This window comes from Leptolyngbya sp. Cla-17, from assembly GCF_016807185.1.
In the GTDB taxonomy this organism is placed as follows: Bacteria; Cyanobacteriota; Cyanobacteriia; order Leptolyngbyales; family Leptolyngbyaceae; genus ULC077BIN1.
Window position 1 is genome coordinate 266,118 of sequence record NZ_JAEVYN010000002.1, and the last position, 20,190, is coordinate 286,307.

At 47.7% G+C, this 20,190-nt stretch carries 22 protein-coding genes and 2 tRNA genes; 15 read left to right on the plus strand and 9 right to left on the minus strand.

Annotated features, from left to right (window positions below; all coding sequences use genetic code 11):
- Positions 1-399: 399 nt before the first annotated feature.
- Positions 400-795 (plus strand): nuclear transport factor 2 family protein, encoded by a 396-nt coding sequence (locus tag JOY44_RS12465; protein ID WP_171574069.1) that lies wholly within the window; start codon positions 400-402, stop codon positions 793-795.
- A 458-nt stretch (positions 796-1,253) separates the two neighbouring features.
- On the opposite strand, the gene JOY44_RS32370 is transcribed toward JOY44_RS12465, so the two are convergent.
- Positions 1,254-1,376 carry a hypothetical protein gene (locus JOY44_RS32370; protein ID WP_281063302.1) on the minus strand — a complete coding sequence of 41 codons (123 nt, stop codon included), beginning with the start codon at positions 1,374-1,376 and terminating at the stop codon, positions 1,254-1,256.
- On the opposite strand from JOY44_RS32370, the gene JOY44_RS12470 reads away from it, so the two are divergent.
- From JOY44_RS12470 to JOY44_RS12480, 3 genes are all read left to right on the plus strand, one after another.
- Positions 1,340-1,416 (plus strand) — tRNA-Met (locus JOY44_RS12470). The two genes, JOY44_RS32370 and JOY44_RS12470, sit on opposite strands and share 37 nt — an antisense overlap.
- Before the next feature lie 137 nt (positions 1,417-1,553).
- Positions 1,554-3,209 (plus strand): DUF697 domain-containing protein, encoded by a 1,656-nt coding sequence (locus JOY44_RS12475; protein ID WP_171574070.1) that lies wholly within the window; start codon positions 1,554-1,556, stop codon positions 3,207-3,209.
- The gene (locus JOY44_RS12480; protein WP_197985257.1) at positions 3,151-4,656 is read left to right on the plus strand and encodes a GTP-binding protein; all 1,506 of its coding nucleotides are present in this window, start codon (positions 3,151-3,153) and stop codon (positions 4,654-4,656) included. The genes JOY44_RS12475 and JOY44_RS12480 overlap by 59 nt, the downstream gene beginning before the upstream one ends.
- A gap of 3 nt (positions 4,657-4,659) precedes the next feature.
- Here the strand turns inward: JOY44_RS12480 and JOY44_RS12485 are convergent, their stop codons facing one another.
- Positions 4,660-5,178 (minus strand): hypothetical protein, encoded by a 519-nt coding sequence (locus JOY44_RS12485; RefSeq protein WP_171574071.1) that lies wholly within the window; start codon positions 5,176-5,178, stop codon positions 4,660-4,662.
- 143 nt (positions 5,179-5,321) lie between these two features.
- On the opposite strand from JOY44_RS12485, the gene JOY44_RS12490 reads away from it, so the two are divergent.
- The 4 genes from JOY44_RS12490 (at position 5,322) to mnmE (ending at position 9,835) form a co-directional block, all read left to right on the plus strand.
- The gene (locus tag JOY44_RS12490; protein ID WP_171574072.1) at positions 5,322-6,752 is read left to right on the plus strand and encodes a protein adenylyltransferase SelO; all 1,431 of its coding nucleotides are present in this window, start codon (positions 5,322-5,324) and stop codon (positions 6,750-6,752) included.
- Positions 6,753-6,787: 35 nt separating this feature from the next.
- The gene (locus JOY44_RS12495) at positions 6,788-7,387 is read left to right on the plus strand and encodes a GNAT family N-acetyltransferase (RefSeq protein WP_171574073.1); all 600 of its coding nucleotides are present in this window, start codon (positions 6,788-6,790) and stop codon (positions 7,385-7,387) included.
- A gap of 144 nt (positions 7,388-7,531) precedes the next feature.
- Positions 7,532-8,230 (plus strand): CsgG/HfaB family protein, encoded by a 699-nt coding sequence (locus JOY44_RS12500; protein WP_171574074.1) that lies wholly within the window; start codon positions 7,532-7,534, stop codon positions 8,228-8,230.
- Positions 8,231-8,404: 174 nt separating this feature from the next.
- Positions 8,405-9,835: a tRNA uridine-5-carboxymethylaminomethyl(34) synthesis GTPase MnmE gene (mnmE, locus tag JOY44_RS12505; RefSeq protein ID WP_197985259.1), complete on the plus strand. Its 1,431-nt coding sequence runs from the start codon at positions 8,405-8,407 to the stop codon at positions 9,833-9,835.
- A gap of 29 nt (positions 9,836-9,864) precedes the next feature.
- On the opposite strand, the gene JOY44_RS12510 is transcribed toward mnmE, so the two are convergent.
- Positions 9,865-10,266, minus strand: coding sequence for a hypothetical protein (locus tag JOY44_RS12510; protein WP_171574075.1), 402 nt, complete (start codon positions 10,264-10,266; stop codon positions 9,865-9,867).
- 356 nt (positions 10,267-10,622) lie between these two features.
- Between JOY44_RS12510 and JOY44_RS12515 the strand changes: the two genes are divergently transcribed.
- The 6 genes from JOY44_RS12515 (at position 10,623) to JOY44_RS12540 (ending at position 15,917) form a co-directional block, all read left to right on the plus strand.
- Complete coding sequence (locus JOY44_RS12515; RefSeq protein ID WP_171574076.1) at positions 10,623-11,759, plus strand: citrate synthase; 1,137 nt, start codon at positions 10,623-10,625, stop codon at positions 11,757-11,759.
- A gap of 303 nt (positions 11,760-12,062) precedes the next feature.
- On the plus strand, positions 12,063-13,181 hold the full coding sequence (nuoH, locus tag JOY44_RS12520; RefSeq protein ID WP_171574077.1) for an NADH-quinone oxidoreductase subunit NuoH: 1,119 nt from the start codon (positions 12,063-12,065) through the stop codon (positions 13,179-13,181).
- A 102-nt stretch (positions 13,182-13,283) separates the two neighbouring features.
- Positions 13,284-13,889, plus strand: a complete 606-nt coding sequence (gene ndhI / locus JOY44_RS12525) for an NAD(P)H-quinone oxidoreductase subunit I (RefSeq protein ID WP_171575953.1) — start codon at positions 13,284-13,286, stop codon at positions 13,887-13,889.
- An 11-nt stretch (positions 13,890-13,900) separates the two neighbouring features.
- Positions 13,901-14,518: an NADH-quinone oxidoreductase subunit J gene (locus JOY44_RS12530; protein ID WP_171574078.1), complete on the plus strand. Its 618-nt coding sequence runs from the start codon at positions 13,901-13,903 to the stop codon at positions 14,516-14,518.
- A 70-nt stretch (positions 14,519-14,588) separates the two neighbouring features.
- Entirely contained in the window at positions 14,589-14,894 is a 306-nt protein-coding gene (gene nuoK, locus JOY44_RS12535) for an NADH-quinone oxidoreductase subunit NuoK (protein WP_171574079.1), read from the plus strand.
- A 102-nt stretch (positions 14,895-14,996) separates the two neighbouring features.
- Positions 14,997-15,917: an NAD(+) kinase gene (locus JOY44_RS12540; protein WP_171574080.1), complete on the plus strand. Its 921-nt coding sequence runs from the start codon at positions 14,997-14,999 to the stop codon at positions 15,915-15,917.
- 66 nt (positions 15,918-15,983) lie between these two features.
- Here JOY44_RS12540 and ahr read toward each other — a convergent pair whose 3' ends face one another.
- Complete coding sequence (ahr, locus tag JOY44_RS12545) at positions 15,984-16,985, minus strand: NADPH-dependent aldehyde reductase Ahr (protein ID WP_171574081.1); 1,002 nt, start codon at positions 16,983-16,985, stop codon at positions 15,984-15,986.
- 265 nt (positions 16,986-17,250) lie between these two features.
- Here ahr and JOY44_RS12550 point away from each other — a divergent pair.
- Positions 17,251-17,322: transfer RNA gene (locus tag JOY44_RS12550), tRNA-Lys, on the plus strand.
- Between the two features lie 11 nt (positions 17,323-17,333).
- On the opposite strand, the gene JOY44_RS12555 is transcribed toward JOY44_RS12550, so the two are convergent.
- From JOY44_RS12555 to leuB, 5 genes are all read right to left on the minus strand, one after another.
- Positions 17,334-18,155: a prepilin peptidase gene (locus JOY44_RS12555; RefSeq protein WP_171574082.1), complete on the minus strand. Its 822-nt coding sequence runs from the start codon at positions 18,153-18,155 to the stop codon at positions 17,334-17,336.
- Positions 18,156-18,188: 33 nt separating this feature from the next.
- Positions 18,189-18,440, minus strand: a complete 252-nt coding sequence (locus JOY44_RS12560) for a DUF6887 family protein (protein WP_197985261.1) — start codon at positions 18,438-18,440, stop codon at positions 18,189-18,191.
- Positions 18,397-18,534 carry a DUF6888 family protein gene (locus tag JOY44_RS32830; protein WP_415881110.1) on the minus strand — a complete coding sequence of 46 codons (138 nt, stop codon included), beginning with the start codon at positions 18,532-18,534 and terminating at the stop codon, positions 18,397-18,399. Before JOY44_RS32830 ends, JOY44_RS12560 begins: the two co-directional genes overlap by 44 nt.
- 122 nt (positions 18,535-18,656) lie before the next feature.
- Positions 18,657-18,920, minus strand: a complete 264-nt coding sequence (locus JOY44_RS12565) for a hypothetical protein (protein WP_171574083.1) — start codon at positions 18,918-18,920, stop codon at positions 18,657-18,659.
- 104 nt (positions 18,921-19,024) lie between these two features.
- Entirely contained in the window at positions 19,025-20,116 is a 1,092-nt protein-coding gene (leuB, locus tag JOY44_RS12570; protein ID WP_171574084.1) for a 3-isopropylmalate dehydrogenase, read from the minus strand.
- Between the last annotated feature and the right edge of the window lie 74 nt (positions 20,117-20,190).

Sequence of the window (20,190 nt, forward strand, 5' to 3'; positions counted from 1 at the left end):
CATCACAAGACCCCTTGATAGAGTCCACCGCTTTCCACTGCCAAGCTTGTGCATTCAACCCATCATTTTCCCGTTTAGAAATCGAAGAGCGATTCTGTATGTTAAAACATCTTCGCGATCTAGCCTGTAATGCGATCGCAGTCCCTTTGTGGTGAATGAATCAAGTCACGGGCGATCTTTGACAGCCGTATATACCTGAAAATAGGTAAAAAGTTTCTGCCCAGCCACTCAAAACGGCAGACTATACGGAATATTCCGTTTATCTACCTGATTAGAGGTGTTATACGGAAACTATCTGCTTATTCACCCTTTTTTGGGTGTTATGCGGAAACTTCCGCTCGATATATAGTTAGGCTGCTTTCTTGTTTTAATGACATTCGAATTGGATGGTGGGCAATTATGAGTTCAAATCAGCAGTTTCTGCAAAATTTATACGAAGCCTTCAACAAAGGCGAGATTGAAACAATCATCTCGGTGATGCACCCGGACGTGAAATGGGCGAACGGGGTGGAAGGCGGTTTCGTTTATGGACGCGACGCGGTGCGTGAATACTGGACTAATCAATTTAAGGTTATTCAAGTGCAGCTTGAAACCTTAAAATTCGAGACGGATGAAAACAATCGAAATGTCGTTACCGTTCATCAAATCGTCAGAGATTTGCAAGGAAACCTGCTCGCAGACGCAACAATTCAGCAAATCTTTACTATTGAGGATAGTTTGATTAGCCTTTATGAAATTGGCGAAACCGAAACAATCCAAGAGATGATTCAAAAGACGAGAACTCCCAATGAGTAATCGGAAAGGCAGTTACAATTCGAGCTGTTGCTTTTAGAGATCGCAATGAAGAGGGGTCAGTAACTTCGGTCAGATTCTGTATGGACACTTCACCACTATTTGCATAATCGCAGCTCAACAATCCGCGGTAGTGCCCTAAAGGTAATGATGCCTGCAATGAAGACTGAACAGACGTTGCAGGCATACAGCTAGCAGTTTTACGCCTTAAGTCTATAGGCTGATTTTGAGTCGAAAGTGCGCCAGCCTGAGCCATAGTCAGTGTTCTCGCTTCCATATTGCGCGGGAACTTCAACCCCTTGCGGCAAGTGATGATCCATAGATTCAAGACTGGCAGGGGCTTTCAGCTATCATCACATCTTTAGGACTACCCAATCCGCTTGTACCCAACCGTTTAAAGACTTTTCGTTCAGTTCGAGAGGTTACTGGCGGCGGGTGAGCGGGAACATTAGACCTGAATTTTAGATGCGATCGCTCTGATTATCTGAATTGATTTCAAAAATCAGTTGCACAATTCCAAAATCTAACGCTATACTCAATAAGCTAACGCGGGGTAGAGCAGTCTGGTAGCTCGTCGGGCTCATAACCCGAAGGTCCATGGTTCAAATCCATGCCCCGCCACCAAATAGAGAATAAGCCTTGGAAAAACTAGTTTTTCCAAGGCTTATTTTTTTGTCCGTACCATGTAGACCCAGTTGCGCTGAAGCACCCTCCGGCTCGATAGAATGGAGTTGCTTTGACTGATGTTCTGCACTCCTGCTATGGCTGAAAAACTGCAACGTCCGCTTGTCATTGGTGGCATTACCCTGGCGATCGCCCTATGGATGCTGGAATTTCTTCATCAAGCCATGGGAGAGTGGGGCATTTATACCGTCGGAGCACTTGCCGTAAGCGGTGGAGTGTGGTGGGTGCAGCGGCAATCTCAACCATTGGCGATCGCGCCAATCTCCCTTCGCACAGTCGATTCTGCTGCCGTAAACCAAGCGCTTAGCGAAGCCAGCCAAGTGCTCACACGATTGCAAGTGGAGCTTGTCGATGCTGAACCCGCATTGCAAACCGTCGTGCCGCACCTTTCTTTTTTGCAAGCACAAGCCAATCAGATCTCGACCGAGATGAATCGAGAAGCTTTACGCCTAATGGTGATGGGCGGCAAAGGCAGCGGCAAAACGACGTTGATTCAGCACTTGCAAGATAGCTGGGCAGCTCAATCTGTTAGTCCAGGCACTCTGTATGAGGCACCTAGTTTTGCAGCAGGCAACGCTGAAGCGAGTGGCGAAGCGGTAGCGCTGAAACAGGTAATGACCGCAGATTTGCTGCTGTTTTTGGTAACAGGTGACCTCACTGAGTCAGAATTTCGATTGCTGAAACAGTTGGCAGTCCGTAAACGGACGGTACTGATCTTCAACAAGCAGGATTTGTATCTGCCGCAGGATCGCCAAATGATTGTGGCGCGAATGCAAGACTGGGCGCGGAGTATAGCACTGCCGGATGTGGTGGCGATCGCCACTGCTCCAAAACCTATTAAAGTGCGTCAGCATCAGCCCGATGGCAGCGTGCAGGAATGGCTGGAGGATCAGTTGCCTGATCTGGATGGGCTAACCCAGCGATTGACGAGTATTGTGCAGGCAGAGAGCCGTCAACTGGTAATGAGCAGTTCCCTAAGCGACGCGATTGCCCTCAAAGCTCAAGCCGCCAATACTTTGAACATTGTTCGCAAAACTCGCGCCCTACCCATCATTGAACAGTTTCAGTGGATTGCGGCGGCGACAGCGTTTGCTAGCCCAGTGCCAACCCTGGATGTGTTAGCCACGGCTGCTATTAACACTCAAATGATTTTAGATTTGGGTAAGCTTTATCAACAAAACTTTTCTTTAGATCAGGCACAAAAAGTTGTGACCGCTTTGGGTGGTCTAATCCTCAAGCTGGGCTTAGTGGAACTCTCGACTCGCACCGTTTCTAACCTGCTGAAAACGAATGCAATCACTTACGTTGCCGGAGGGGGCATTCAGGCTGTGAGTGCTGCCTATCTCACTCGTATGGTGGGGTTGGCGTTGGTTGAATATTTTCATACTCAAGACCCTGCCTTGGCAATGACTGAGGCAAAACCACTGGCGATCGAGCGATTTAGCCAGGTGTTGCAGGCTGTTTTTCAGCAAAATCAGCAAACTAAGTTTCTGCAAACTCTGACAACTCAGGTGATAGATCAGCTCATGCCTAAGCCTGTTTCACCCAAAATACCTCCTGTTGCGACCATTGCCGCTTCTAGCACGACTTCAACGGTTGCTCCAGTTTTGCTCAAACCAATTCCCCTGGCTCGGATGACATTACCCCAGCCAGAAGCTCAACTTCTAGATCACAATGGATCTAGTGTTCATGTTGCCCTTGCCGACCTTGACTCAATTCCCTCCGATTGCTAATTCCGTTGCGTCGCCTGCCGATCCCCAAGGCGTGCATTTACAGCGTGCCCGTGTGAGTTTGCGCCAAGCGCTCAATCGTTACACCACTTATTTTCGCGCTGCTAAGACCCATCCGGCTGAAGTTTCCACACAGGCGCGGATGAAGAAGGATATGGATCAGCTTGCGATCGCTCTCAACAAGCTAGAAAATTCCACTGCCCGTGTTGCCGTATTTGGGTTAGTCAGCCGCGGCAAATCTGCGGTACTCAACGCCCTACTCGGAAAAAAAGTATTGCCAACGGGACCGCTTAATGGGGTTACCCAAGCCCCCCAGGAGATCGTGTGGTCACCCAGTCCCAAAGATTTAGCCTTCCTCTCCTCATCTCCCCACTCCTTAGACACTCTTCCGATTGAACTAATTGACACCCCTGGACTGGATGAAATTGATGGACAGACACGGGCAGCCATGGCGCAAACGATCGCTCGCCAAGCTGACCTGATTTTGTTTGTGGTTTCGGGAGACATTACCCGTACCGAATACGAGGCATTGTGCGACCTGCGCCAGGCCCAAAAGCCAATTCTGCTGGTGTTCAACAAAATTGATCTATATCCCGATCAAAGTCGGCAGGCAATTTATCAAAGCTTGCAGCAGTTAGCCGCGAAGAGTGCTGCGAGGAGTGGCAAAACTGACCCCTTGCAGCGGCTTTTGTCTACGAATGAAATTGTTTTAGTTGCAGCGGAACCTGCCCCGCTGCAAGTGCGGGTTGAGCAACCGGATGGACGCATGATCTATGAGTGGGAATCGCCACCTGTACAAATTTCTGCTTTAAAGCAGAAAATTTTGTCAATTTTGAGCCAAGAGGGGCGATCGCTAATGGCGCTGAATGCCTTAGTCCAAGTGCAGCAAGCGGAGTCTCGTTTGGCCAGCAATCTGGTGGAACTGCACAACACTGAAGCTGAAGCCTTGATCTGGAAGTTTGTCCGCTACAAAGCGATCGCCGTTGCCCTCAACCCAATCGCCGTCCTAGACTTAGTAGGTGGTGCCATCTCCGATCTTGCCATGATTCGCGCCCTCTCAGAGCTTTACGGCTTGCCCGTCACTCGGCACGAAGCAGGCAAACTGTGGAAGACGATCATCCTCAGTTCTGGTAGCGTGATGCTCACAGAAATTGGCAGCGGATTAGTGTTGGGAATTGGTAAAAGTGCTGCTGCCGCTACTTCAGGAGTGGATAGTTCTAGTAGTCTTGCGGTCTATGCGGGAGCCGCGATCGCCCAGGCTAGCCTTGCTGGGGTTGGTGCCTATTCTGTGGGTCGTGCCATCCAGGTTTACTTAGAGCAGGGTTGCAGCTGGGGACCCCAAGGAGCCAATGTCGTTATCCAAGATATTTTGAAACAGCTCGACACCAGCACCATTACTTATCGCATCCGCCAAGAACTCACCGATCAGCTCGGATTTCCGCCTGTTTGAATACTAATTTGTGTTTTTCGCACTTGCTTTAGCAGATTTGCTTTCTGGTTCAGCCGAATTCAATGCTTGATCTAAAACAATTCGGGCTTGCTCTGCTTGAGTACGAGCTTCTTTGTAGCGCAAATTGGATTGAGCATAGGTTTTCAGCACTTTGAACCCTTCTTTCAACGTGGCGATTTCCTCTTCGCTAACTGGCTCATCGCTAAACAAAACATCTAGTTGAGTGCGAATTTGCAATGCCTCCGTGCGGGAGTCTTGCAGTTTCAGCTTCAAGGTTGCCAAATTGCTCAAAACTTGTACAGCATGAGTGACCGCATCTTCATCAGATGTTGAAGAGATAGGTGTTTCTTTTACTTCAATAAACTGTTGGGGGCTGAAGCCTTCGGTCAGTTCAGTTGGCAATGTTCCCGCATCCATCAGTTCGATCAACTGATCCATTGCTTTTTCGCGGGCTTTGACAGAATCTTTGCCAGACACATTAAAAACGGTTTCTGGACTTTGCGCCAACGTATATTGAACCATATGATTTCAGGTCTTATGTACTATTTTATCTCTGTTGAATATCCTAGCGAAGTTTGCTCGGAGAGTCTATAAGATCTAAATTGCCTCATGCTTACGATTCAGCGCTGGTAGGATAGGAGGTAACTTTGCATTAACGCAACTGTATGGCGATCGCAACTCCAAACCCGCTGCTGACTCTCAACTACGATCCCGCCTTAGAACGGTTGGGTGATGACTATTACGATATTGTCGCTGCAGCTGAGTTTCCCGCGCACATACTCCGGTTCCGCAACGACGACCTGCTGCGAATTTTAGGACTCGATCCGCAAACAGTCAGCGACGAAGACTTCATCAATGCCTTTGGCAAATTTCAGACTCCACCCCGTCCTTTGTTAGCACTGCGCTATCACGGCTACCAGTTTGGCAGTTATAATCCCGGCTTGGGGGATGGCAGAGGATTCCTGTATGGACAAGTGCGGACTGCCGATCGCGAACTGTATGACTTTGGCACCAAAGGATCGGGCACCACACCCTACTCTCGCGGCGGCGATGGTCGGCTCACCCTCAAAGGGGGCATACGAGAAGTGCTAGCTGCTGAGTCGCTCCACCGAATGGGGGTGAGAACTTCCCGCTGTTTGAGCCTAATTGAAACTGGAGATCAGCTATGGCGAGGAGATGAGCCATCGCCAACGAGAGCATCGGTCATGATCCGAATGCAGCGATCTCACATTCGCTTTGGCACCTTTGAGCGGCTGCATCACTACAATCGCAAAGACCTGATTGCCATTTTGCTGGATCATGCGATCGAGCAATACTACCCGCACGTGTCCAGCAACCCAGACCGCTATTCCTTGTTTTATGCCGAACTGGTACAGCGTGTCGCTGAACTGGCCGCCCAGTGGATGGCTGCGGGCTTTTGCCATGCCGTACTCAACACCGATAACATGTCCATCACAGGCGAAAGCTTTGACTATGGTCCCTTTGCCTTCATTCCCACCTTTGACCCCGCTTTTACCGCTGCCTACTTTGACTACTACGGTCGCTATAGCTACGCCAACCAGCCCGAAATCTGCCGCTGGAATTTAGAAATGTTGCAGGCCCCACTAGGGCACGTGATTTCTCAAGCAGATTTAGACGCAGGACTTTCTAAATTTGGTGACCATTATCGTCAAACCTATCACCAGCGGATACTCAACAAGCTAGGATTACCCGGTGACATCACGCCAGAAACAACTGAGTTATTCAAAACAACTCTACAATTCCTGCAAAAATCTCAGGTTAGCTATCCTGGCTTTTTTGCAGAGATGACCCAAGAATTTTGCTCAGGTTGGCGAGAAGATGCAGCCACTATCTTGACATCCATACAAATAAAAGATGATGCATCCAACACACTATTTAGCCAGTGGAAAGTGCAATATTTTAATTGGCTGTTAAGTTTGCCAGAGACAGAGATGTCAGCAATAAAAGCCCGCCTCCAGCAAAACAATCCTGCCACTGTACCCATTCGTTCAGAAATTGAAGCCGTGTGGGAAAAAATAACGGATGAAGATGATTGGAGCAGTTTTTATAATCTGTGCGATCAGCTTAAGCGCTGACTTGTCAGTTCGCATTCGAGCTTGATAGAGGTAATATGCTTTCGGAATGGCGATCAATCGGTTATCTCAAGCTGCCAATCCTCGAAACTGACCGTCTGATTTTACGGTTAGCAACCACTGAAGACATCCCCACCATTCTCAATTTCTATCTAGAAAATCGAGACTTTCTTACCCCCTATGAACCGACTCGCTCTGAAGACTTTTATACCTTTAGCTTTTGGCGAGACCAGGTAGACAAAGCCCTAATCGAATTTAATTATGATCAAGCTGTCAAATTTTGCATATTCAAAAAAACCGAGCCGATCGTCCTGATTGGTAAAATCAATTTTCACCAGATTCTGCGAGGTGTTTGCCAGTCCTGCCTTTTGGGCTATAGCTTGGCAGAAGCAGAACAAGGGAATGGGTATATGACCGAAGCCCTAGAGAGTGCCATTCATTTTATCTTTGCCGATCTGAATTTTCATCGCATCACCGCCAATTACATGCCTCGCAATCAACGAAGCGCTAACGTACTGAAGCGGTTAGGCTTCACTGTAGAAGGCTACGCCAGAGATTATTTGCTAATTAACGGGCAATGGGAAGACCATATCCTCACAAGTTTGACCAACCCAAACTGGAGTCTTCAGGAAATTTAGCCATAGCAAGTGATGGATACTTACAGATGACCGATGCTTTTTAGCGCGGTGAGTATACTAGCGTTTGAAAAAGCTCGTCGCCAGATGATTACTTAAATTTCTGTAATTTCAATAAACTGAATCTTTCTTTAAGGGGCAATACTAATGACTAAAATGTTCAGCAAAAAGCCGCTTCTATTGCTATCCCAGTGTTCTCTCAGCTTCATGCTGATGTCGGGTATGGTAGCACCAGTTCTTTCAGCATTGGGACATTCTGAGCAAGCTGTTGCTCAAACTCCGGCTAAGAAGAAAAAAGTTGTTGTGGTTGACTTTGACTTTGCCAATACTGGCGATTCTAGCTATTGGTATTCATACCGAGGCAGCGGTGCAGCCAGAGGCATTAGCGAATTGTTGGTTAATAAATTGGTCAATGATGGCACGTATTCAGTCGTTTCTCGCGGCGCTGTAGAAAACTATCTGAAAGAAAAGCGGATCAGCGGTCCAATGGATGAAGCTACGGCAGTTAAAGTGGGTAAAGCTTTGGGTGTGGATGCGGTCATCGTGGGTACGGTCACCCGCTTTAATGTTGAAACCAAACGGGCAAGCGGCGGACTCTTTGGGATCGGTGGCAGTTCGGAAACACAGAGAGCTACGGTGCAACTGACAGCCCGTGCCGTTGACACCACCACTCAAAGCATCATTGCAGCCTGGAATTCTGTAGGAGAATCCTCTACTAGTAGTGGTAGCGGCTCTGTGTTTGGTATCGGCGGTGGCGGCGGTAGCAGTGGCACAGATGAAATTTTAAGTAAAGCTGCCGATGATGCAACCACCAAAATTGTCAAAGAGATGAAAGGTCGGCTTTAAGCTCAAGCTGCAACGCTGATTTTAGCGGCTTGATTAAAGACCAGATTGGCAAGACAGCAATTTGAAGGCAGAGGAAAAATAGAAGACTCCTCTGCTTTTTCATTGGTGTGACAATGGAATGCTTCAGCAAAAATTTAACCAGACAATTTTTCTGAAGCCTGGGATTATGGATAGATGATTTCGTTCAAGGCTGAGAGCATGATGCTGTTGGGAGATACGATCGCCGCGATCGCTACTGCGATTGTGCCAGAGCAAGGCAGCGTTGGCATTGTGCGTCTGTCCGGTGATCGGGCACTGGCGATCGCTCAGACCTTATTCCATGCGCCCGGTCAGCAATCTTGGTCAAGTCATCGCATTCTATACGGCTATGTTCGCCATCCTGAAACCCAGCAAGTGGTGGATGAAGCGCTGTTGCTAATCATGCTGGCTCCCCGCTCTTATACCCGCGAAGATGTAGTCGAGTTTCACTGTCATGGCGGCATCATTGCAGTGCAGCAAGTTTTACAGTTGGCGATCGCTCAGGGGGCAAGATTGGCGCAACCAGGGGAGTTTACCCTGAAGGCTTTTTTGAACGGACGACTAGATTTGACCCAGGCAGAAAGCATTTCCGATTTAGTCGGTGCGCGATCGCCCCAAGCTGCTCAGTTTGCCCTCGCTGGACTGCAAGGAAAACTTGCCGCTCCCATCCGCCAACTTCGCACGACCTGCATCGATATTCTGGCGGAAATTGAAGCGCGAGTGGATTTTGAAGAAGATTTGCCACCGCTGAACGAAGCGGAAATTCAGACTCGGCTCCAGCAAGTGCTGGACGAAATAGACCAAATTTTGGCAACCGCCGATCAAGGAGAGCTAATCCGCACGGGCTTAAAGGTGGCGATCGTCGGTCGCCCTAATGTGGGCAAGTCTAGTCTGCTGAATGCCTGGAGCCGTAGCGATCGCGCCATTGTGACCGATCTTCCCGGCACGACTCGCGATGTGGTGGAATCCAATCTCGTAGTCGGCGGTATTCCAATTCAAGTGCTGGATACTGCAGGCATTCGCGCCACTGAAGACAAAGTGGAAAAAATTGGCGTGGAGCGCTCGCGCACCGTTGCCCAATCTGCTGATTTAGTGTTACTCACAATTGATGCCAAAGACGGCTGGACAGATGCCGATCAAGAGATTTATGCCCAAGTCTGCGAGCGTCCAGTAATCCTAGTCATCAACAAAATTGATCTAATAGAGGCAGAGATACATCCCATCGCACCCCAAACTCCGCACCCCGAACTCCACACCCCGAACTCCGCACTTCTGACTGTTTCCACTGCCGCCGCCTTAAACCAGGGAATTGATGCCCTCGAAACCGCAATTTTGACCACGGTTCAGACAGGCACCCTGCAAGCTGCAAACCTTGATCTGGCAATCAACCAACGGCAAGCAGCTACCCTGACTCAAGCAAAACAGTCCTTGCAACATGTGCAAGACGCGATCGCCGCTCAGCTTCCTCTAGACTTTTGGACCATCGATCTGCGGAGCGCCATTTATACGCTTGGGCAGGTGTTGGGCGAAGAAGTCACAGAATCAGTTCTTGATCAAGTGTTTAGCCGCTTTTGCATTGGTAAATAACACTGGGTCGGAAACTTTCAGTGATCTTGTCAGCTGGCAGTTTTATTGAGTAATGGCTCTAACCAAGATTGGAACTGATCACGGCGAAAGATTTGGGCTTTCTGGCGGTAATCAAACCGAATTAAACTGGGAATACCATGTTTGCGGATACAATCTCGCAACCAGGATGCAACGCCTTGACTATCCGCTGCCATTTCTGCTTGGAATGGGTCATACATTAACACGAGCGTGTTATTGCTTCTCAGCGGTGCATCTTGCTCAATTAAGCTGGCTAAAGGGCTGCGAGTAAAGTCTGGACTCCATCGCTCACCCCATTCAAGATTACGCCGTTCTCGTGGGGGGGCATCTTGTTGGGGTCTTGAAGCGGGTTGTACTGGTTGATTGAATTGTGAACTAGACTGCGATCGCCGACGAACGCGTTTTTGGTTCATAAAACTCCTGGCTTAATAAAATAAAAAGCCGCACAATCATCCTCCTGGCAGATTCCAGAAACGAGAGGGCGATCGCTGGCTTAACAATATTGACAATTGAAACCTCTTCGACAAGTAAAGTTTCTAGCTAAATACTAACTACATTTGACACAGCCATACAAACTGTTTACAAATAATGGTGTAGAAAATCAACATTTGCTGAAGCAGACGTTTATGATGAAATCCTGATTAAGACACTAAGTCCTAATAGAAAACATCTGAAACTAAAACAAAGATAACTGGATTTCAAAGATACAGATTTCTTGTTTACGATCAGATAACGTAAATTGACATTCTTCAAGAGCAGTTCTAGAACCATGACAGTCTGCGAATACCGGGCAGGGTTAGAAGGCATCCCTGCAACACAATCGAGTATCAGTTTTGTTGATGGACAGCGAGGAATCCTGGAATATCGAGGGATTCCGATTGAAGAGTTAGCCCAGAAAAGTAATTTTGTAGAAACATCTCATCTACTAATTTGGGGAAAGCTGCCGACTAAAGAAGAGCTTGAAAATTTTGAACAAGAAATTCGTCTTCATCGTCGTTTGAAATATCGCATTCGAGACATGATGAAATGCTTTCCTGAAGGGGGGCATCCCATGGATGCACTGCAAGCTTGCGCAGCAGCATTGGGTCTGTTCTATTCGCGTCGCGCCCTTGATGATCCGGCATACATTAATGCGGCTGTGATTCGCCTACTGGCAAAAATTCCAACCATGGTGGCAGCCTTTCAACTAATGCGAAAGGGAAACGATCCCGTTCAGCCCCGCGACGACTTGGGCTACTCTGCAAACTTTCTCTACATGTTAAATGAGAAAGAACCCGATCCATTTGCTGCCCAAATTCTCGATGTCTGCCTCATGCTCCACGCTGAGCACACTATCAATGCGTCTACATTTTCGGCAATGGTAACGGCTTCCACGCTGACTGACCCTTATGCAGTCGTAGCGTCGGCTGTTGGCACCTTAGCCGGTCCTCTCCATGGGGGAGCGAATGAAGAAGTGATCTCTATGCTCGAAGAAATCGGTTCTGTAGAAAATGTTCGCCCTTACGTCGAACAGTGTATAGAAAAGAAATCTAAAATCATGGGTTTTGGGCACCGAGTCTATAAGGTTAAAGATCCTCGCGCTATTATTTTGCAAGATTTAGCAGAACAGCTTTTTGAAAAATACGGCGTAGATCAGTTTTATGATGTGGCTGTGGAACTTGAACGCGTGGTTCACGAAAAAATGGGGCATAAAGGCATCTATGCCAATGTGGACTACTACTCTGGTTTGGTTTATCGCAAATTGGGAATTCCCACAGATTTATTTACCCCAGTGTTTGCGGTCTCGCGGATTGCAGGGTGGCTAGCCCACTGGAAAGAACAGCTTAATGAAAATCGGATCTTTCGCCCTACTCAAATTTATACTGGCACACACGCTGCTCCGTATATTCCTATGAGTGAGCGATAGGAGGTGCGATCGCCGATGACCTTGAGACTTAAGAACACCGATGATGGGTCACAGCCCTCTTGCCCTGTCATTCATCCATTGTCACACTAGACGAAGTGACGATTTTCAGGAACTCCAACCCCCAGGTGCATCGCCTTGGGGGTTTCTCTATGCGTGCACTCTACCGCTCAAAAGCGTTCAGCTCGTAGAACTTTGTAATTAGCACCCGAGTATTTAATCATTCCTATACTTTTCCCTCCTGATTCAAATCCTGTAGGCTTTTGCGAGAGTGTATACTAAAAACGCAAGAGTCCTGGTGAAGACATGGATCAAGGGATTGATTTACAGCAAACATTCATTCAGTCCTTGATGGACTTAGGACTGCCTGCTGGTGCGGCAAAGACCGTTTGGATGCCCCTGCCAATGTTGCTCATGATTATTGGTGCAACAGTAGGCGTGTTGGTGTCGGTTTGGTTAGAGCGAAAAATCTCGGCAGCGGTTCAACAACGAGTCGGTCCAGAGTTTATTGGTCCATTGGGTGTTCTCGCTCCTGTGGCAGATGGACTTAAGCTGATTTTTAAAGAAGATACGGTACCAGCCAAAGCAGATCCGCTCCTGTTTACGCTAGGTCCAGTTATCGTCGTTATTCCAGTATTTCTTTCTTATCTGATTGTTCCGTTTGGGCAAAACCTGATTGTCACAAACGTTGGTATGGGCGTATTTGTATGGATTGCACTTTCCAGTGTGGTTCCTATTGGGCTGCTCATGTCAGGCTATGCTTCCAACAACAAATATGCGTTGTTAGGCGGCTTGCGAGCGGCGGCTCAATCTATTAGCTATGAAATTCCTTTGGCTCTGGCGGTTTTGGCGATCGTGCTGATGTCTAACTCCCTCAGCACAATTGACATTGTGAACCAGCAATCAGGGTATGGCATTTTAGGCTGGAACATTTGGCGGCAACCGATTGGTTTTGTGATCTTTTGGATTGCTGCTCTAGCTGAATGTGAACGGATTCCATTTGATTTACCAGAAGCAGAAGAAGAATTAGTTGCTGGATACCAAACTGAGTATTCAGGGATGAAGTTTGCTTTGTTCTATCTGGGTTCTTACGTGAACTTGGTGCTTTCTGCTCTAATGGTTGCGATTCTTTATCTAGGTGGCTGGGAACTCCCTATTCCTATTTCCTTGATTGCAAACTGGCTTGGAGTCAGTGAAACCAATGCTTGGCTGGAGATTGTTGATGCGTCTCTTGGAATCACAATGACCCTGTTGAAGGCTTACTTATTAGTTTTCACAGCAATTTTGCTGCGTTGGACTGTGCCCCGTGTTCGAATTGATCAATTACTTGACTTAGGTTGGAAGTTTCTTTTACCCATTTCGCTGGTTAATCTATTGGTCACTGCGGCGCTTAAAATCTCCTTTCCTGGTGCGTTTGGTGGCTGATAGGTGATGATGAGGTTTGGGGGAGTGCTGAAGTCACTTCTTGAAACCTACGGTTCAGAATTCAATATCAACATCTGCAGCTCAATACTGACAACGACAATGCTGAAATTTTTGAAGCAAGTTGGCGATTACGCGAAAGAAACGGCGCAAGCAGCGAAATATATTGGTCAAGGTTTAGCTGTTACGTTTGACCATATGCAGCGTCGCCCTGTAACTGTTCAATATCCTTATGAAAAGTTGATTCCTTCGGAGCGCTTTCGGGGGCGAATTCACTTTGAGTTCGACAAATGTATTTCTTGTGAAGTTTGTGTACGGGTTTGCCCAATTAATCTACCTGTGGTGGATTGGGAATTTAATCCAGCTAGTAAGAAAAAGCAGCTTCGTCATTACAGCATCGATTTTGGAGTGTGCATTTTTTGCGGAAATTGCGTGGAGTATTGCCCCACCAATTGCCTTTCTATGACTGAAGAGTATGAGTTATCGACTTACGATCGCCACGAATTGAATTACGATAACGTGGCATTGGGTCGCCTGCCTTACAAAGTGACGGATGATCCCATGGTGACCCCTCTACGGGAGTTCCTCTACTTACCCAAGGGCGTACAGGAGCCTCATAATCTGCCCGCGAATGCTCGTCGTGCAGGTCAGCGTCCAGAAGAAATTTTGGAACAAGCGGAAAAAGAGGGAACAGCTAAAAGCGAAATCTGAAGGAGATAAGTGTGAATTTAGCGGAAGGGGTTCAGATTGTATCGTTTGGCTTGCTATCTGCAATGATGCTTGGGGCAGCCTTGGGTGTCGTTTTGTTGTCTAATGTGGTCTATTCAGCTTTTTTGCTAGCAGGTGCCTTTATTAGTGCAGCAGGGCTTTATTTGCTGTTAAACGCAGATTTTGTGGCGATGGCTCAGGTATTGGTTTATGTTGGTGCGGTCAATGTGTTGATTATTTTCGCCATTATGTTGGTGAACAAACGCGAGGACTTTACACCAATTCCTAAATCTTGGATTCGCAAAGCAGCAACGGCGATTGTCTGTACAGGATTATTTGCTTTGTTAAGCACTATGGTGCTAGCAACACCTTGGGCAATTTCTACGGAAGCGACGGTTTCATCGGGTTCTATTGTGGTCATCGGCAAGCATTTCTTTTCAGATTTTTTGCTGCCGTTTGAATTGGCATCCGTGCTGCTGTTGATGGCACTGATTGGAGCGATCGTTTTAGCGCGACGCGAATTTCTGCCTGATCTTGAAGAAGCAGATTTGCAGCAGACTATGCTGACTTTGCCAGAACGACCGCAAGAGTTAACTCCTGCTGGCTCTAATACTGGAAGTCAGTCTAAATAAGTGGGCAAGAGATGGAGACAAGAAATAGCAAGAGCTTGTCTCAGAATTATTTTTTGATTGGTGAGGACTCATGCAACTTCAGTACTTTCTAATTGTTGCCGCTGCATTATTTTGTATTGGTATTTACGGGTTAATCAATAGCCGAAACGCAGTCCGGGTGTTGATGTCGGTTGAGCTAATGTTGAATGCGGTTAATCTTAATCTAATGGCATTCTCTGATTTCCTAGATCCCTTAGATGTTAAAGGACAGGTGTTTACAGTGTTCGTGATTGCGATCGCGGCGGCTGAGGCAGCAATTGGTTTGGCGATCGTGCTGGCAATTTATCGTAACCGTGACACTGTAGATATGGAACAGTTCAACCTGTTGAAGTGGTGAGTTTCTTCTTTCCAGGATTGCCCTGTGCGGTATGGTTCGATGGTGATCAGCTATTGCTTGTAAACTATCAATTAACACCTACTGCTCTTAACTTTTAGAAGCGTGCAACTCAAGCAGGTTATTATTGCCCACAAGTCTGGAGATCCAGTCAGTAAGCGTTGGGCCGAACAGTGCGCTCGTCAGCTAGAAAAACGAGATTGTCATGTGCTGGTGGGCCCCACGGGGGCAAAAGATAATCCGTATCCAGTTTTTTTGGCATCGGCAACTCAGCCAATTGACCTTGCAGTGGTGTTAGGAGGAGATGGGGCCGCTCTGACCGCTGCACGGCATTTAGCAGCTGATCGCATTCCGATTTTAGCAATCAATGCTGGTGGGCATTTAGGTTTTTTGACAGAGCGTTTGGAAGACTTTGTAGATTCAGAGCAAGTGTGGGATCGGCTTTTAAGCGATCGCTATGCAGTTCAACAGCGAATGATGTTGCAAGCATCAGTATTTGAAGGAAATCGCATTGATCGGGAGGCAGTGAGCGATCGCTACCTTGCCTTAAACGAAATGTGCGTTAAACCTGCCTCCGCTGACCGGATGATCACCTCCATTTTAGAAATGGAAATCGATGGAGAGGTCGTAGACCAATATCAAGGCGATGGGCTGCTGGTCGCCACTCCCACAGGTTCCACCTGCTACACTGTTGCCGCCAATGGACCGATTATTCATCCAGGGCTAGATTCCATCACGATTACGCCGATTTGCCCACTGAGCCTTTCCAGTCGCCCAATCGTCATCCCTGCTGGATGTGTCGTCAGCATCTGGCCCCTGGCTGACCTAGAACTTTCCAATAAACTTTGGATGGATGGCGTGTTGGCAACTTCCATTTGGCCTGGGCAGAGAGTCGATATTCGGATGGCAGATTGCCAGGCACAATTTATAGTCCTAAGAGAAAACTACTCCTATTACCAGACCCTGCAAGAAAAACTGCAATGGGCAGGAGCGCGAATTCGCTATAGCAACAATCATCGTAACTAAAGCGAAAAAAGTTAGCAGCAGTGGTTTACAGGGGCATACAAGATACGCCCTTATCATTAAGACCGATTAATGCTTCAATATCAAACGGTAGCGAGGCTTTCCATTCCGCAACTTTTCCATTGCCTCATTCACCTGAGCAAATGGAAAAATCTCCGTAATTGGTTTAATGCCATGACGGGCTGCAAAATCTAACATGCGGCTGGTCGTCACCGGGCTACCTAAAGGACTGGCAGAAATAGATTTTTGCCCCGAAATCATCGGAAAAATCTGGGCAGACAAAGGACTTGGCACCACACCCACTAAATGAAGCCTTCCTTTAGGGCGTAGTAGGGCAAGGTATTGATTCCAATCTAGGTCAGCATTAACAGTAGACAGGATTAGGTCAAAAGAGTTTTCCACCGCTTTCAACGCTTCAGGATCACGAGAATTAATGAAGTGATTGGCTCCCAATTGCCGTGCTTCGGCTTCTTTGTCAGGGCTACTAGAAAAAGCAGTCACATCACATCCCCAAGCGTGCAAAAAGCCCAGTGCCATGTGCCCTAAGCCCCCAATGCCAATGACTCCTACTCGTTCAGTCGGTTTAACATCTAACTGCACGATTGGGTTGAAAACGGTAATACCGCCACAAAAAAGAGGTCCAGAATTAGCAGAATCAAGCTCTGACGGCAAAGGAACAACCCACTCTTGGTGGGCTCGAACTCGATCTGCAAAGCCTCCATGCCGACCAACAATCGTTCCTTCAGCGGTTAAACAGAGGTTTTGATTGCCAGACATGCACCATTCGCATTCCATACAGGAGCGAGAATACCAGCCTAAGCCAACTCGTTGTCCTACTTTTAACCGACTGACATCTTTGCCAATAGCAGCGATCGCGCCTACCACTTCATGTCCCGGAACAAAAGGGTATTGAGTAATGCCCCATTCGTTATCCAACATACTCAAATCGCTGTGGCAAATGCCGCAATACTCTACTTGAATATCTACTTCTTGGTCACCTAAGGCGCCTAGCTCATACTCAAATGGCTTCAACTCTCCACCCGGTTCATGGGCTGCATAAGCGTGGATCATAGTAGTCCTTTGCGATCTCTCTTGAATAGTTATGTCTCGAATTGTATGACTCAATTGAATCAATGAACAGAGATGAAGATGATTCAAGCTTTACTGCTTGTGTTGGAGTGACGACGACTTTGAGCTTGAAGAATTAAAAGATATTCAATTTTTCCTATAGTTTTTAGCTAAGAATAGGAAAATTTCAAGTTAAAAGGTTAAAAAAATCTCGTTCTTTAAACAGTCTAGGCAACCCAAATCCTGTTACGATTTAAGGGCTAGGTCTGGGTGACTAGCGCAATGGTAGCGCATCGGACTCTTAATCCGTTGGTTCTGGGTTCGAGTCCCAGGTCACCCATCTTCAAAGTTTTATAGGGTTGGAAAAAAAAGTCGCAGATAGAGGGAGACGATCGCGTTGCCCCAGATTGCTGCAATGAATCCGCCCAGCGCTAGAAATGGACCGAAGGGAAAGGGTTGTCGGCGGTTGAGTAAGCCCAACGCCATGCCGACTCCGCCTGCAATGGCTCCGACTAAACACGCCAGAAAGCCTCCCAGTAGCAAATTTTGCCACCCCAGCCAAGCCCCCATCAGGGCAGCCAACTTGGAATCGCCACTGCCCATAGCGGTTTGACCCAAGGCATAAGATCCCGCGATCGCAATTAAATCTAGCAGCCACAGCCCTAAAACCGCGCCCACGACTCCTTCCATCACGGCTTGCGCTGCCCCTGCAAACATTCCGGTAGTGGGAAAGCCCACTACTGCCCGAAATGCCAAGCCTGCAAGCAGTCCAGATTGTGTCAGGGGATTGGGTAGGGTCATCGTGTCGATATCAATCAGCGCCAATGCCAGCAGCCAGCTAAAAAACAACCAGTAGCCTAAGGTTTGCCACGTCACTCCAAACGCAAGGAAAACCAGCAAAAAAACGGTGCCACAAACCGCTTCTAGCAAAGGATAGCGAACTGGAATCGGCGTTTTACAGTTAGAACAGCGTCCTTTTAAGCTGAGCCAGCCCGCGATCGGCAGATTCTCCCAAGGCTTGAGGCGATGCCCACACTGAGGACAACGGGAGGGCGGCAGCAAAATTGATTGCTCCGCAGGCACCCGATGGATTACGACACTTAAAAAACTGCCGATCGCCGCTCCCCAAAAGAACACCAAACTATAAATCAGCAGACTCGCCAGAAAATCCATAAAAATGGCATCGCTCAGACAGCACTTTACTTGTTAGTTCGCTTTATCATGTGGCTCTGAGCTTTTACGAAGATGCTCAATAAATTTTGGGTAATTTTCCACAGATTGTGATGGCGGCATTTCGACCCAGTTAGCCTCTGCGTGCAGCTCATCTACAAAAGTATAAAAAGCTTCTTGGTCGTCGCGGTGAGTGAGAACATAGCCATAGAGACCTTTGCAGCTCATCGCTTTAGAGTCCGGCTTAATCATTCCACCTACCTCCATTACCGTTGGGGTAAATCTCAAGGATATTCTCCTTGCCTGCTAGAAAGAAAACATTGCCTGTTCGTTTATCTATCCGAACTACGTTTATGGGCAAGTAAAGCTTGCTAAACCACACAGACGAATTAAAGCACTGCGTTTTCTGCTCTGACGTAAGAACTATAGATACCCCGGTAATCCACTTATCTCTACAAACGTAACACGGTCAATTGAAGCCTGATTCTAGGCACGCCTTGCTATTTATGAATACAAATCAGATTCAATTTGGCTGAAAGGGACAAAGCATTCTTGAGGGAGCAAAATCGGCTTGCCGGAGAAAATCAGCTTGCCACGATAGGTGAAGCGATCGATCGCAACGCCCAAAGGACGCTGAATCAGTTCAGGATGAACTTCATAATAGGTTGTGTAAATGCTGCGTGCAGAGCGGATTAAGCTTGGATCAAGCAAAAAATCGAAGTCTGCCTCGTCGGTTTGGACGGGCGCTTGCTTTTGTGAGTATGCCACCTAGTTATGCCCCTCTGAGTTTTGAACGAGTTTAGTATACTTGCCCTTGACTGATTGAGATCGATTATTTTTTTAATAACTATTTATTTTGGCAGATGTGCTTTTTAAGTTACATCTGCTAGCGCATTAACTAACGCTTTGCCCATCGCTTTGCAACCTAGCATGGTCATCCCTTCAGACATAATGTCGCCCGTGCGATCGCCCTGATCTAATACTTTCATCACAGCTTGCTCAATGCGATCGGCTGCTATAGGTTGGTCTAGCCCATAACGCAACATCATTGCCGCACTTAACACTTGCGCTAGAGGATTTGCTTTATCTTGTCCAGCAATATCAGGCGCAGAGCCATGCACGGGTTCAAACAAGCCCGGATTAGCAACGCCTAAACTGGCAGAAGGTAACATGCCGATGCTGCCTGTAAGCATTGCAGCTTCATCGGACAAAATATCGCCAAAGAGATTGCCGGTGACGATGGTGTCGAACTGGCGTGGATTGCGGACTAGCTGCATAGCGGCGTTGTCAACATACATGTGAGACAGTTCCACATCGGGATAGTCGGCAGATAAGGCGGTGATGCGATCGCGCCAGAGTTGCGATACTTCCAGCACATTCGCCTTGTCCACAGAACATAATTTCTTGTTGCGCTTACGGGCTGCCTCAAATGCCACTCGTCCAATCCGATCAATCTCCGATTCAGCGTAGGCCATAGTGTTTACGCCACGCTTTTCACCCGACTCGGTGGCAAACACTCCTCTCGGTTGCCCAAAGTAAATGCCACCCGTCAATTCTCGCACCACCATAATATCCACGCCTTCCACCACTTCTCGCTTTAAGCTGGAAGCGTCAATCAATTGGGGCAAAATTTTCGCAGGGCGCAGATTCGCAAATAAACCCAATGCCGCCCGAATGCCGAGTAACCCCGTTTCGGGGCGCAGGTGCCGCGGCAGCGTGTCATATTTGAAGTCACCAATCGCCGCCAGCAAAACGGCATCACTCTGCTTGCAGGTTTCCACCGTGGCAGCAGGCAGCGGTTCACCCGTTGCTTCAATCGCCGCCCCGCCCAACAGCGCTTCCTGAAACTCAAAGCTCAGGTCTAGCTGTTTCCCTACTACCTGCATGACCTCCACGGCTACCGCCATAATTTCGGGACCAATGCCGTCACCGGGAAGCAATGTAATTTTGTAGGGCTGAGTCATAAAGCTTTGGATGGAAATATTTCACAAGCTATTCATAATAAATCAAGACGGCATCCCATATCAGCCATCCCAAC

Bases quoted from the DNA above. Each gene is read 5' to 3' on its own strand.
- JOY44_RS12465 (WP_171574069.1), top strand. From the start codon at position 400: ATGAGTTCAAATCAGCAGTTTCTGCAAAATTTATACGAAGCCTTCAAC.
- JOY44_RS32370 (WP_281063302.1), bottom strand. From the start codon at position 1,376: ATGAGCCCGACGAGCTACCAGACTGCTCTACCCCGCGTTAGCTTATTG.
- JOY44_RS12475 (WP_171574070.1), top strand. From the start codon at position 1,554: ATGGCTGAAAAACTGCAACGTCCGCTTGTCATTGGTGGCATTACCCTG.
- JOY44_RS12480 (WP_197985257.1), top strand. From the start codon at position 3,151: ATGGATCTAGTGTTCATGTTGCCCTTGCCGACCTTGACTCAATTCCCT.
- JOY44_RS12485 (WP_171574071.1), bottom strand. From the start codon at position 5,178: ATGGTTCAATATACGTTGGCGCAAAGTCCAGAAACCGTTTTTAATGTG.
- JOY44_RS12490 (WP_171574072.1), top strand. From the start codon at position 5,322: ATGGCGATCGCAACTCCAAACCCGCTGCTGACTCTCAACTACGATCCC.
- JOY44_RS12495 (WP_171574073.1), top strand. From the start codon at position 6,788: ATGCTTTCGGAATGGCGATCAATCGGTTATCTCAAGCTGCCAATCCTC.
- JOY44_RS12500 (WP_171574074.1), top strand. From the start codon at position 7,532: ATGACTAAAATGTTCAGCAAAAAGCCGCTTCTATTGCTATCCCAGTGT.
- mnmE (WP_197985259.1), top strand. From the start codon at position 8,405: ATGATTTCGTTCAAGGCTGAGAGCATGATGCTGTTGGGAGATACGATC.
- JOY44_RS12510 (WP_171574075.1), bottom strand. From the start codon at position 10,266: ATGAACCAAAAACGCGTTCGTCGGCGATCGCAGTCTAGTTCACAATTC.
- JOY44_RS12515 (WP_171574076.1), top strand. From the start codon at position 10,623: ATGACAGTCTGCGAATACCGGGCAGGGTTAGAAGGCATCCCTGCAACA.
- nuoH (WP_171574077.1), top strand. From the start codon at position 12,063: ATGGATCAAGGGATTGATTTACAGCAAACATTCATTCAGTCCTTGATG.
- nuoK (WP_171574079.1), top strand. From the start codon at position 14,589: ATGCAACTTCAGTACTTTCTAATTGTTGCCGCTGCATTATTTTGTATT.
- ahr (WP_171574081.1), bottom strand. From the start codon at position 16,985: ATGATCCACGCTTATGCAGCCCATGAACCGGGTGGAGAGTTGAAGCCA.
- JOY44_RS12555 (WP_171574082.1), bottom strand. From the start codon at position 18,155: ATGGATTTTCTGGCGAGTCTGCTGATTTATAGTTTGGTGTTCTTTTGG.
- leuB (WP_171574084.1), bottom strand. From the start codon at position 20,116: ATGACTCAGCCCTACAAAATTACATTGCTTCCCGGTGACGGCATTGGT.